A 13,212-nucleotide genomic window follows, 5' to 3' on the forward strand; every position below is an offset into this window, starting at 1 on the left:
ATCGTATTACCTTGATGCATAAGTTTTCAGCATACTAGGAACGTCCAAAATCAATGCAATACGACCATCACCAGTAATTGTAGCACCAGCCATTCCTGCGGTACCTTGCAACATTTTACCTAATGGTTTTATAACAACTTCCTCTTGGCCAACCAATTGGTCAACCACAAAACCAACCTCATTGATGCCCACTTGGACAACGACGACATGAGCTTCCGACGGTAAGTCATTCTTACTGCTGCCTTTAACTAACCAGCTCTTAAGATGGAAAATAGGTAGTGTTTTACCACGAATCACAACAACTTGCTGACCATCAACAATATTGGTTTTCTTCAAGTTTAAGTGGAATATCTCATTCACACTAACAAGAGGGAAAGCAAAAGCTTGATCTTCCAGAGTAACCATTAACGTCGGCATAATTGCAAGCGTCAATGGCACCTTGATAATGAAGCGAGAACCTTGACCAAGAACAGATTTAATATCTAAGGTGCCGTTTAGTTGAGATATTTTGGTTTTCACCACATCCATCCCAACACCACGACCAGATACATCTGTAATTTCTACTTTAGTAGAAAATCCTGGCGCAAATATTAAGTTAAATGCTTCATCATCTGATAAACGTTCGGCTGCATCAGCATCCATTATGCCCTTTTCAACCGCCTTTCCTCTGAGGAAGTTAGGGTCCATACCAGCTCCATCATCTTCAATAGACAACAGAATATGATCACCTTCTTGCTCAGCAGATAAAATAACCGTTCCAACTCGAGGTTTGCCATTGGCTTCACGAACATCTGGCCCTTCAACACCATGGTCTACAGAGTTTCGCACCAAGTGAACTAGAGGATCTGCTAACGCCTCTACTAGGTTTTTATCTAAATCTGTGTCTTCACCACGTAAGACAAGGTTTACTTCTTTCTTCATGTTTCGAGCAAGATCTCGAACCACTCGTGGGAAACGACCAAACACCTTTTTGATTGGCTGCATTCGCGTCTTCATTACCGCGTTTTGCAAGTCACCAGTTACAACATCCAAGTTTGATACTGCTTTACCCATCGACTCATCTTCACTTTGAAGACCCAATCGGACGAGACGGTTACGAACCAATACAAGCTCACCAACCATATTCATAATGTCATCTAAGCGTTTAGTATCAACACGAACCGTTGCTTCCTGTGTAACAGGTGCATTAACAGTTTTTTCCTTAGGTGCTTCAGCATCAGCTCCTACAGGCTTCGCCTTAGCAGCTGGTTTAGGTGCTGCAGGCTTCTCTGGCGCAGGTTTTGCCTTAGCTTTCGGCTTCTCTGGCTCTTTAGGCTTTTCTGCTTTTTTCTCAGTTTCTTTCTTCTGATTTTGTAAACTATCTAGAAGTGACTCAAATTCATCTTCTGTTATTAGATCACCTGAGCCAGCAGGCACATCAGAGGAAGGTTCTGAGCTTTCGTCTTTCTTGATGTCTTTAGATGGAGAACCCGTTTCGCCGTGAAGTTTATCCAATAAAGCTTCGAATTCGTCTTCTGTAATGTCATCTGATTCTGCTGAATCTGACTTCTCTTCAGCCACTGGCTCATCAGAAACACCAGGAGCACCGCTACCGTGCAACTGATTCAGAAGTGCATCAAATTCATCTTCTGTGATTTCATCGCTATCGTCAGTTGCATCAGCTTTAGGTTCATCATCAGATGACGTATCTGAGCCACCCAAAGCATCGAGTAGAGATTCAAATTCATCATCAGAAATATCAACATCTTCATCTGAAGTGACAGAGTCATGATCTTCATCAGCTGAGGAATCATCGGACTCAACAGGCTCACTTGGCTCTTCAACGGCGTCATTTTCATCCGCGCCTGCCAACTCTTCTTCCGTTGGAGGAGTAGCGTACGCACTTAATGCCGAGATTAATTCTGGGGACGCTCGCTCCGGTTCACCACCAGCACGAACGGTATCGAACATTTCATTTACAGCATCAAGTGCCTGTAAAACAATATCCATTAAATCAGAGTCTATTTTACGCTGACCGTTTCTTAAGATATCAAAAACGTTTTCAGCGTAATGGCAGCAGTCAACTAATGCGGTTAACTGCAGAAATCCTGCACCACCCTTTACCGTATGGAAGCCACGGAAGATTGCATTAAGCAATGCTTTATCATCAGGGTTCTGTTCCAAATCTACTAATTGTTCAGAAAGCTGCTCTAAGATTTCTCCAGCTTCTACCAAAAAATCCTGTAAAATTTCTTCATCGACTTCAAAACTCATCCTCAGCCCCTTCTAGAAACCAAGACTTGATAGCAAGTCGTCTACTTCGTCTTGACTATTCAATACTTCTGGGTTGTTTTGTTTATTAATAGCTGGGCCATGACCACGAGTATCATCGTGACCAGACTCTTTCTCTTGGTGTTCAATTCCGGAGATACTATCAACGCGTCCAGCAACAGCGACGAGATGAACAAGTTTTTCTTCTACATCTCGAATTAAATCATTCACTCTAGCAATTACTTGACCTGTTAGATCTTGATAACCTTGCTCTAGAAGAATCGTGTTGAGGTTTGAATGCAAGGTTGTTGCGCTTTCATCAGCGTATGCTAAAAACACATCAATTCGCTTGTACAAATCACGGAACTCTTGCGGTGTCAAATCTCTTTGAATTAGACGCCCCCAATCTTTACGCAACTCTTTAGCGCGGACTTGTAATTCACTGGCGACAGGAACACTACCATCCACCATATCCATGGTTTTGTTAGCGGCAGCGCTGGTTGTTTCAATTACATAGTTCAGTCGATCTGAAGCGTCTGTAATTTTCGTTGTAGCTTCGCCTTCCCCTGACACCAAATCCATTGAATCAACTTGAAAATCGCGAATGGCATCATGAAGACTTCGCGTCAAAAAACCCACTTCGTTATAAAAGCTATTATGTCGAGCTTCACTTAACTCTTGGATTATTTTGATTGCACCACCAAAGTCTCCGACTTCGATATGTTTTTGAAGCTCTATAGCACCATCTTTAACTAGGCTTTCAAATTCCACTAGTCCAGACCCCAATTCATTTGACATCCAAAATTCCTATTTCGCAGCGTCTATTCGTTCAAATATTTTCTCAATTTTTTCTTTCAAAGCGACGGCAGTAAAAGGCTTCACAACATAACCATTTACGCCAGCTTGAGCAGCCGCAATAATTTGGTCACGTTTGGCTTCAGCTGTTACCATCAAAACAGGAATCGTTTTCAGTTTTTCATCTGCTCTCACAGCTCGGAGCAATTCAATCCCTGTCATACCTGGCATATTCCAGTCCGTCACTAGGAAATCAATAGACCCAGCTTGAAGTATCGGCAGTGCTGTTGTTCCATCATCTGCTTCAACTGTATTGGTAAATCCTAAATCCCGTAATAAGTTTTTAATGATTCGTCTCATTGTCGAGAAGTCATCAACAATCAGGATTTTCATGTTTTTATCCAATGCAACCTCCACACCCCAAAGGTAATATTCCACAACTCATAATTTAATCTCGCCAATTACTTAGTCGAGCTCGCAACCTCATAGCCGCTTGGCTATGTATTTGACTAACTCTTGATTCACTGACGCCTAGTACAGCGCCAATTTCTTTTAAATTCAGTTCTTCATTGTAGTATAAAGATAATACTAATTTTTCTCTTTCTGGAAGATTTTCGATCTCTCTTGCTAATTCATCTTGAAAACCATCTTCTTCAACAAGTGAATAAGGAGAGTTTTCAAATTCGGATTCTGAGCTTTCCAGATTATTCGTGTCAGAATCCAGCATTTCTTCATAACTAAACAATTGGGTCGACATGGAGGACTGAATCATCTCATGATATTCGTCAATCCCTATTCCCATATGTGCAGCGACTTCTGTATCACCAGCTTCGCGCCCAAGAGTTGCTTCTAATTCTTTAATAGCGTTGGTAACAGCTCTACCATTTCTACGAACAGAACGAGGGGCCCAATCGGACTTCCGAACTTCGTCCATCATAGAACCACGAATGCGAATACCTGCGTAGGTTTCAAAGCTGGCCCCTTTTGTTGACTCAAAGCGTTTGTAGGCTTCTATCAACCCCATCATACCTGCTTGAGTCAAATCATCGACATCAACACTATCAGGCAGACGAGCCAACAAATGGTAAGCTATTTTCTTTACTAAATACCCATACTGCTCAACAATCGCATCAATTGAGAGCGTCGCTTTCTTTGAGTATGTGTTATATCCATTCTTGGTCTGCATAAAATATTCTAGGCAACCTTTACTATTTAAGTTAGTTGCGTCAACTAACTGTACTACATTGTTTGACGCAGCGCTTTCAGTAATAACATATTTTTACTAACTACCATACCTTTCTACCCGCCATATTTTAATGAGCCATATAGCTGACTATAATGTTCAGCTGTATAAACCGCTCGACTAATTAAATTATGCGCACGAGCCGGCTCAATATCATCAGGGATACGTTGACCGTCGGCAATATAAACAACAGGCAAACTTTCTTCGATTACCACACTAATCGCTTCTCCAAGAGAAGCTGACTCATCCAACTTACTTAAAACACAGCCATCTAGTTGAACTTGAGAATATATTTCAACGACTGTTTTTAATACTTGCCTTTGACTAGTACAAGGCAAAACTAGAAGCTTCTTCAAATTCTGGCGTGCACGCTTCATCATTAGAAGCTGGCGCTCAAGATTAGAATCTCTCGGATTCATACCCGCCGTATCAACAAGCACTAACGGATAATCCGCATATTTCGCCAAGACGTCATTTAAGTCTGAATATTCACTCACCACTTCAACAGGAACATTTAAAATACGACCAAATGTTTTTAATTGCTCATGGGCAGCGATTCGATAAGTATCCGTTGTTATTAAAACAACACCATCAGAACCATGCTTTAAAACATGCTGGGCTGCAATTTTACCAATAGAGGTGGTTTTACCCACACCTGTTGGTCCCATAAAGGCAATACAACCTCGAAGCTCACTAGAGTTGGAACGTACAGGAATATAGTCTGCTAAATTCGCAAGCAAGCGGTTCCAATCATCTTCTCGACCTTTTAAATCAATATCATCTATTAACCTAGAAACAACAAAGTCTGATAACCCCAACCCTTGTAACTGCTGTCGCGCTTTCGTCTCTGCAGAGCCAACCTTAGCATCCGCTCGATCTTCCTCTTGTTGACGACGATCTAACATAGCTCGAACATTTTTTAGTTCCAGCTCCATTTCACGCATCTGTCGTTCACTATCAACATTGCGAATAGATAGCGCTTCTTCAACTTTAGGGTCTGTCTTATCTTCTGATAGTGGCGGCATTTCAAAACGGTAAGAAGGCTTAGCCCGACTTTCATCGTCAGACACAGTTTCTTCTTTGAGAGGCTGTTTTTTGGCTTGTTCTATGCGTTCTAGGTATTCAGAGCTTGGCGTGCGACGTTCAGGCGAGTGATTAGATACAGGGCGTTTGGAGGACATACTAGAAGGCAGGGAACCGTCGTAATCCAAAGCGGCAACAATCTCTATCTCTCCGGTAGGAAGACGTTGATTCGATAAAATAACAGCATCAGGACCTACAGCATCGCGTACCTTTCGTATCGCTTGCCGCATGTCAGGAGCTCTAAACCGCCTAATTTGCATGAATAACTTAATCCTTCCAGTATATTTTTCTTACAAATCCATAGCTTACCCGAAAGATTCAAATAAATATAGATACTATTAATCTGACAAATCATCAAACTTATTGCCCAATTACACCAACCACAGTAATACGTTTGTGATCTGGTACTTCTTGATATGAAAGCACAGACATATTCACCATACCGTAACGCATAAATCGCGCCAACATTGGTCTAATTGGAGCAGATACAATAAGAATCGGCGTATTTCCCATTGCCTCTTGCTGCTCAGCTGACTGTTTCAAGGAGTTTTGTAATTGCTCAGCCATTTGCGGCTCTAAAATAAGTGCCTCTTCATTTTTTATACCAGACTGCTGACTTTGCTGCACCGTTTGCATCAACATTTTTTCCAACTGAGGTTCTAATGTTAAGACTGGAATTTCCTCAATACCGTCAGCCAATGTCTGAATAATTAAACGGGACAGAGAAGTTCGAACAGCGGCCGTCAATATCATAGGATCTTGAGTCTTAGGCTGTACTCCCATAATAGATTCCGCGATGGTCCGCATATCTCGAAGAGGCACACCTTCAATCAACAAGTTCTGCAACACTTTCAAAAGAACGCTCAACGGAATGGTATTTGGAACCAATTCTTCCGCCAATTTTGGGTTGTACTGTTTCAACAAGCTCAACAACTGCTGAACTTCATCATGACCAATTAGCTCATAGGCATGTTTATACATAATTTGGTTAATATGCGTTGCTACCACTGTGCTCACATCAACCACTGTGTAGCCGTAAGTTTGCGCTTGGTCTCTCTTTTTCAGATCAATCCATACAGCGTCCAAACCAAATGATGGATCTTTACCTGGCACGCCATCAATTGTGCCGAACACCTGCCCCGGATCAATCGCCAAATCTTTATCCGGATGCACTTCCGCCTCAGCTAAACTCACTCCCATCAAGGTAACTCGATAAGCGTTAGGCATTAAATCTAAGTTATCTCGGATGTGCACACTGGGAACCAAAAAGCCCAAGTCCTGAGACAGTTTACGGCGCACACCTTTAATCCTTGCTAAAAGCTCTCCGCCCTGACTTTTATCAACCAGAGGGATCAACCGATAACCTACTTCCAACCCCAGCATATCTACCGGAGCTACATCATCCCAACTTAAATCTTTCACTTCTGCAGGCGCATTATTTGAAGCAGACTTATTAGCACTCCCTGTTTTTTGCTTCTGTTTAGACTTCTGCTTCTTGCGATACTCCATAAAGTACGCAAGGCCACCTAAGCAAGCAGCCAAAGCAAGAAAAGACAAGTGAGGCATTCCAGGTACAACACCCATAATAGTCATCACACCGGCTGCAACATACAAAGCTTTTGATGAGCCAAACATTTGTCGCATAATCTGCGACCCCATATCCCCACTTTCATTAACTCGAGTTACCATTATCGCTGCCGCAGTAGACAACATAAGAGAAGGCAATTGAGCAACCAAGCCATCACCTATGGTTAAAAGTGAGTAACGTTCAATCGCTTCAGCAAAAGAAAGATCATGCTGCGCCATACCAATGGACAAGCCACCAATAATATTAATGCCAAGGATTAATAAACCGGCAATGGCATCACCTTTTACAAATTTGGAGGCACCATCCATAGAACCATAAAACTCGGCTTCAGAAGCGATCTCAATCCGACGCTCTTTAGCCTGCTCAGCATCAATCATGCCCGCATTTAAATCCGCATCAATCGCCATTTGCTTACCTGGCATTGCATCCAAAGTAAAACGCGCACTTACTTCCGAAATACGTCCCGCACCTTTCGTTACAACTGCAAAGTTAATAATCATCAAGATGGCAAAAACAACGAAACCAACAACATAGTTACCACCAATAACCACTTCACCGAAGGCTTGGATTACCTTCCCTGCCGCGTCACCACCCTCGTGACCATTTAGCAAAACCACTCGTGTTGACGCCACATTAAGCGCCAAGCGCATTAAAGTTGAAACCAGCAAAACCGTAGGAAAAACAGCAAAATCGAGAGGGCGCATCGAGTATATTGCAACCAAAAGCACAACGATGGCTAAGGCAATATTAAAGGTAAAAAGAACGTCCAACAAAAAAGCTGGGATAGGCAAAATCATCATCGCCAAAAGCGACAACAACAGAATAGGAATACCTAGATTTCCACTAAAAATACCCTGCACTTGCCCCGCAAGTCGATCACGGTCAAAATTCACACTAGATCCCTAATAGAAAAACAAAAAAGCATGATCAATTGCCATCCCACTTAAATTCGTCCGGCACATCCAAATTTGGCATGCTCTCAGGTCTTGGCGCACCCATACGAGAGTTACGCAATTGATATACATAAGCCAGTAATTGAGCCACTACTTTAAAAAGCCCTTGGGGGATTTCATCACCAATTTCTGTATGGTGATAAACAGCTCGAGCCAATTCTGGAGATTGTATCACAGGGATATCATAGTGATTGCCAACCTCACGAATTTTCAATGCAATAAAGTCACCACCCTTCGCAAGAAGCTTAGGCGCAGCGCCACCTGCTTGATCGTATTTCAGTGCAACAGAAAAGTGAGTCGGGTTGGTAATGATTACATCCGCTTGAGGGACATCTGCCATCATTCGATTCATTGCCGCTTGTCGCTGCATTTGACGTATTCGCCCACGAACCAAAGGATCACCTTCTTGCTGTTTGAATTCATCTTTAACTTCTTGCTTGGTCATTTTGAGCTTTTCTTTGTGCGACCAAATCTGAAAAGGTACATCAATAGCAGCTATTAAAACCAAAGCGAGAGATACAAAGATAAACGACCAAATAACAACATCGATACCATGAGAAATAGCGAGTTGAATGGACTGAAAGGTCAAACCTAAAGTTTCAGCCAAGAAATAGTTCAGCACAATTACTGAGATAAGCCCTACCAAAGATACTTTAGCAATCGACTTTAATAGCTCAACCAAAGACTGAGCAGAGAACATTCGCTTCAAACCAGAAATAGGGCTCAACTTACTTAATTTTGGCGTCAGAGGTTCCCAAGAAAAATTAAGACCACCCAAAGCAATACTTCCAACAATACCAGCTACCGCCAACACACTCATCAGTAGCAATATCGAATCCATCATAGCGACAACAGACTGATAAAGATGGAAGATCATTCGACTCAAATCAAATAAGTCTTCTCGCTCCATGAGAAAATTGAAGTCGAACAAGGCAGCCAAATCACGAGCCAACAAGGTACCAGTACCATAAATTGTCACCGCAGCCACGATCAATAACAAAGCAGAACTTAAGTCTTTTGACCTAGGCAAATTACCTTTATCACGGGCATCCTGAAGCTTTTTACTACTGGCACTTTCCGTTTTTTCACTGCCGTCTTCGTTTTCAGCCATTTAACTGAATCCCCCATGTGCTTTTCATCCAATCCATCACTTCTCTGAAAAACAGCAAATAAATATCTAAGAAGTCTTCCAACATAATCCAGAAAAAGAAGAGAGAAAACAACATAATAATAGGAAAACCAAGAGCAAAAATATTCAGCTGAGGCGAAGCTTTAGCAACGACACCAAATGATAAGTTGATCACTAATACAGCAATTGCTAATGGTAGAACTATCAGCAAGGCTTTTTCAAACATCCAACCGCCGAGCAATACCAATTGCCAATACTTTTGACTCTCAAAACCTCCGCCAATTGGCCAGTAATTAAAGCTTTCAGCCAAATACTCTATCATGACCAAATGACCATCAGTCCCTAGAAAAGCCAGCGCAACCATAGACAAATAATACTGACCTAACGTTGCTACCGAAATACCATTGGCTGGATCATTAGACATAGCAAAGCCAAGACCAGCCTTCATTGCCGCCAATTGCCCAGCCAATGAAAACAATTGAAACAAGATGGTAATGACGAAACCCAAGACAAAGCCAATCACCAGTTGCTCGGCAATCAGAACAATGTAAGCAGGTGATATAGGGTCATAATCGGGCACATCGATGACTGGCGTCACAATAACAGCGACTAAAAAGGAAAAAGCTACACGAACTCTGGCGTTAACCAAACGGCTACCAAACAAAGGTAGCGCCATAAAGAAAGCACCAATACGAAAAAAAGGCAGAAGAAAGCTAATCGTTAAATTCAGAAGTTCATCAGGATTAAGTTCTAACATTAGCCTATTATCATAGGTATATTAATAAACAAGTTGGTCGTAAAGTCCGTCAACTCTGTCAAAATCCACGGCCCTAGGTGCATGATAACGAGAATAGTGACAATCAACCTCGGCAGGAAAGAAAGGGTTTGCTCATTAATCTGTGTCGCAGCTTGAAACACACTCACAATCAAACCGACCAATAAGCTTGGCACCATTACAGCACCAACGATTAAGACGATTAAATAAAAGCCCTGCCCGTATAAGTCTAACACCACCTGAGGATTCATAATTTAAATCCCGAAGCTTGCCGCTAAAGTACCCATAATCATCGCCCAACCATCCACCATAACAAACAGCATGATCTTAAATGGCAAGGAAATAATAACAGGAGACAACATCATCATACCCATTGCCATCAAAACACTAGCCACAACCATATCCACAATAAGAAATGGGATAAAAATCATAAAACCAATTTGAAATGCCGTTTTCAATTCACTGGTCACAAATGCAGGCATCAAAATCGTAAAAGGCAAGGTTTCCATGGACTGAATTGTCCCTTCACGCCCAGCCAATTTCACGAAAAGCGCAATATCGTCTTCTCGTGTTTGAGCCAACATAAAATCCCTAATAGGAGCAGAAGCCGCTTCGACAGCTTGTCCTGATGTCATTTCTTCGTTTAGATAAGGCTGCAAAGCTACTTCATTCACCTTATCCAAAGTAGGCGTCATAATAAATAAGGTAAGAAAAAGCGCCATACCGACCATTATCTGGTTAGAAGGAGTTTGCTGAAGACCGATTGCTTGCCGAAGAATAGCTAGCACTACAATAATTCGGGTAAATGAGGTCATCATCATTAGAGCCGCCGGCAAAAGCGTCAAAGCCGTCATGATGAACAAGATTTGCAGCGAAACAGTATAATCCTGGCTGCCATCTGCGTTAGTCACCACTTTCACAGCAGGCAAACCAACTTCAGCCAAAGATACTCCTGGAACCAGCAAGATCAGCAGCACTAGAAAACGAATCACTTTACACCCTCATTAGCATCGCTTTTTTCTCTGCTCACTTCTTCCATAACAGAAGCAAATGAACCCTCTTTTAGAGGAAAGCTCTTTAAATGAGAAATATTGTGTGCAGTGACACCGATCAGAATTCGCTCACCTTCAACCTCAACAAGCATTAGCTTCTCTTTTGTGCCAAGAGACTGAACATTCACTATCTTGATATCAGATTGACCAAACTTCATTTGAGCCAATTGAAAGCGCTTCATCACCCACAAACAGGCAGGAATAAACGCGATAATAAAAACAAGAGAAACAACCATTTTCCATACAGACGAAGTCACAGAAATGTCCTGCACTTCTGAGGCCTGTAAACAAGGAACGGCCATACTAAATATGGCCGCGATAAGATATCTATTAACAAAGAAGGAATTCAATAGCGCTACTTCAATCGTCTAATGCGCTCACTAGGGCTTACAACGTCAGTTAAGCGAATACCATATTTATCATTCACTACAACGACTTCCCCGTGCGCAATTAATGTTCCATTTACCAGTACATCCAACGGTTCGCCAGCAAAGCGATCCAACTCAACAACGGAGCCTTGTGTCAACTGCATTAAATTACGAATGGCTATCTCCGTATTACCCAATTCCATAGAAAGGACTACGGGAATATCCATAATAAGATCGAGATCAGAGCCTAGACCATTACTGGAAACCTGTGGACTGGAAAGTGTTTCCAATTGAACTGGTTCAGCTTCCTGCTCATTCATAGCCGACGCCCATTCATCTTCGAGGCCGTCACTTCCCTCTGTTTCACCAGCTTCCGACATTGCAGCGGCCCACTCGTCCGCTAAGTCTTCATCCATTCCTGCTTGATCTGGAGATTCTTCTGCCATGTTATTTCGTTACCTTCGTCGGTTTAAAACTTTCGACCATTTGAACTGAGTAATGGTCATTACTAACACCTAACTTCCCTTTGAAAGTAGGCACATTATTCGCTCGAACCGTGACAAACTCGGGCATTTCTATCGGTATAATATCACCAGCCTTAAACTTCAACACCTCACCTAACGCAATCTTTCGCTTAGCAATATTAACGGACAAGTTAATATCAATCTCTTTGACATCCTGCTCAAGTGATTTTCCCCAACGGTCATCTTTTTCATCCACATCACTCTGGACACCTGCGTCTAACAGCTCTCGCACAGGTTCAATCATTGCGTATGGAAGAGTGATGTGCAATTCACCGCCACCGCCGTCCAATTCAATATGAAATGTTGAGACAACAACCACTTCACTCGGACTAACAATATTCGCCATCGCTGGGTTTACTTCTGAGCTAATGTACTCTAAATCTAATTTAAGTACTGGCGCCCAAGCTTCCGTTAAATCAACAAACACTTGCTCCAACATAAGCTGAACAATACGGATTTCCGTTGGCGTAAATTCTCGCCCTTCGATTTTGGCATGACGGCCATCACCACCAAAAAAGTTGTCCACCAACTTAAATACCAGCTTCGCGTCTAATATAAATAACGCGGTGCTTCTTAAAGGCCTAAATTTAACCAAGTTCAAACTGGTTGGCACGTACAATGTGTGAACATATTCACCGAACTTCATAACCTGAAGACCACCAGACGATACGTCAGCAGTACGGCGAAGCATATTAAACAAACTAATCCGCGTATAACGTGCGAAACGTTCGTTTATCATCTCCAATGTGGGCATACGCCCACGAACAATACGCTCTTGACTTGTAATGTCATAAGACGCCACACCATTAGCGTCTTTATTATCGTCTTCTGCAGGTTTCTCATCAGCCCCATGCAAAAGAGCATCTATCTCATCCTGTGATAATAAATCTTGAGCAGACATAATTCTTACTGCATCACAAAGTTAGTGAATAAAACATTATCAATGCCACCTAGACCAGTTTCCTGCTCGAGGATTCCATTGATCACATCAACCGAAGCTTGTTTCAGCGCTATTTTTCCTTGTTCTGTTTGTAACTCAGTAAACGACTGACTAGAGAAAAGTAAAACCAAACTGTTTCGTATCAAAGGCATATGAAGTGTCACAGCGTCTATTTGTTCAGCTCTTTTTGACTTTACCGTCATACTTAACTGCACATAACGCTGCCTGCCATCAACCATAAAATCAATTGTAAAAGCCGGGTCTAGTGATAAATATATAGAAGGCGCTTTAGCTAACATTTCTTCTTCAGACATTTCAGGTTCGCCACTTCCGCTAAACAACAAAAAATATGCAGCTGCGCCTCCACCCAACAAAGCAACAAGAGCAATGATAATAATCAGCTTTTTCTTGCCCCCTGACTTTTCACTTTCGCCACCAATATCTAAACCGTCGTCATCAGCCATCTTTACAAACCTTAGATGTATTAAGTTCTGTTCAATAAACGCACAGAA

14 protein-coding genes are annotated in these 13,212 nt (G+C 42.1%); all 14 read right to left on the reverse strand.

Features of this window, described 5'->3' with window-relative positions; translation table 11 throughout:
- Window positions 1–6 precede the first annotated feature (6 nt).
- A complete protein-coding gene (locus tag ACMUMQ_RS02570; protein ID WP_414680469.1) occupies window positions 7–2,253 on the reverse strand; it encodes a chemotaxis protein CheA in 2,247 nt (748 codons plus the stop codon).
- 12 nt (window positions 2,254–2,265) lie between these two features.
- Window positions 2,266–3,048, reverse strand: a complete 783-nt coding sequence (locus ACMUMQ_RS02575; RefSeq protein WP_414680470.1) for a protein phosphatase CheZ — start codon at window positions 3,046–3,048, stop codon at window positions 2,266–2,268.
- 9 nt (window positions 3,049–3,057) lie between these two features.
- Window positions 3,058–3,438 (reverse strand): chemotaxis response regulator CheY, encoded by a 381-nt coding sequence (locus tag ACMUMQ_RS02580; protein ID WP_207923232.1) that lies wholly within the window; start codon window positions 3,436–3,438, stop codon window positions 3,058–3,060.
- Window positions 3,439–3,493: 55 nt separating this feature from the next.
- Window positions 3,494–4,231, reverse strand: coding sequence for an RNA polymerase sigma factor FliA (locus ACMUMQ_RS02585; RefSeq protein WP_414680471.1), 738 nt, complete (start codon window positions 4,229–4,231; stop codon window positions 3,494–3,496).
- Between the two features lie 113 nt (window positions 4,232–4,344).
- Entirely contained in the window at window positions 4,345–5,631 is a 1,287-nt protein-coding gene (gene flhF, locus ACMUMQ_RS02590; RefSeq protein WP_414680472.1) for a flagellar biosynthesis GTPase FlhF, read from the reverse strand.
- Between the two features lie 100 nt (window positions 5,632–5,731).
- On the reverse strand, window positions 5,732–7,852 hold the full coding sequence (flhA, locus tag ACMUMQ_RS02595; protein WP_414680473.1) for a flagellar biosynthesis protein FlhA: 2,121 nt from the start codon (window positions 7,850–7,852) through the stop codon (window positions 5,732–5,734).
- 34 nt (window positions 7,853–7,886) lie between these two features.
- Window positions 7,887–9,023, reverse strand: a complete 1,137-nt coding sequence (gene flhB, locus ACMUMQ_RS02600) for a flagellar biosynthesis protein FlhB (protein ID WP_414680474.1) — start codon at window positions 9,021–9,023, stop codon at window positions 7,887–7,889.
- The gene (gene fliR, locus ACMUMQ_RS02605) at window positions 9,016–9,798 is read right to left on the reverse strand and encodes a flagellar biosynthetic protein FliR (RefSeq protein WP_414680475.1); all 783 of its coding nucleotides are present in this window, start codon (window positions 9,796–9,798) and stop codon (window positions 9,016–9,018) included. Before fliR ends, flhB begins: the two co-directional genes overlap by 8 nt.
- Complete coding sequence (gene fliQ / locus ACMUMQ_RS02610) at window positions 9,798–10,067, reverse strand: flagellar biosynthesis protein FliQ (protein WP_414680476.1); 270 nt, start codon at window positions 10,065–10,067, stop codon at window positions 9,798–9,800. The genes fliR and fliQ overlap by 1 nt, the downstream gene beginning before the upstream one ends.
- 3 nt (window positions 10,068–10,070) lie before the next feature.
- Window positions 10,071–10,808, reverse strand: a complete 738-nt coding sequence (fliP, locus tag ACMUMQ_RS02615) for a flagellar type III secretion system pore protein FliP (protein WP_317003039.1) — start codon at window positions 10,806–10,808, stop codon at window positions 10,071–10,073.
- Complete coding sequence (gene fliO, locus ACMUMQ_RS02620) at window positions 10,805–11,125, reverse strand: flagellar biosynthetic protein FliO (protein WP_414680477.1); 321 nt, start codon at window positions 11,123–11,125, stop codon at window positions 10,805–10,807. Before fliO ends, fliP begins: the two co-directional genes overlap by 4 nt.
- A gap of 98 nt (window positions 11,126–11,223) precedes the next feature.
- Window positions 11,224–11,682, reverse strand: a complete 459-nt coding sequence (gene fliN / locus ACMUMQ_RS02625; RefSeq protein WP_414680478.1) for a flagellar motor switch protein FliN — start codon at window positions 11,680–11,682, stop codon at window positions 11,224–11,226.
- 1 nt (window position 11,683) lies between these two features.
- Entirely contained in the window at window positions 11,684–12,661 is a 978-nt protein-coding gene (gene fliM, locus ACMUMQ_RS02630; RefSeq protein WP_414680479.1) for a flagellar motor switch protein FliM, read from the reverse strand.
- A gap of 5 nt (window positions 12,662–12,666) precedes the next feature.
- On the reverse strand, window positions 12,667–13,164 hold the full coding sequence (locus ACMUMQ_RS02635; protein WP_414680480.1) for a flagellar basal body-associated FliL family protein: 498 nt from the start codon (window positions 13,162–13,164) through the stop codon (window positions 12,667–12,669).
- Window positions 13,165–13,212 lie beyond the last annotated feature (48 nt).

This window comes from Marinomonas algae (assembly GCF_047525555.1).
Lineage (GTDB): Bacteria > Pseudomonadota > Gammaproteobacteria > Pseudomonadales > Marinomonadaceae > Marinomonas.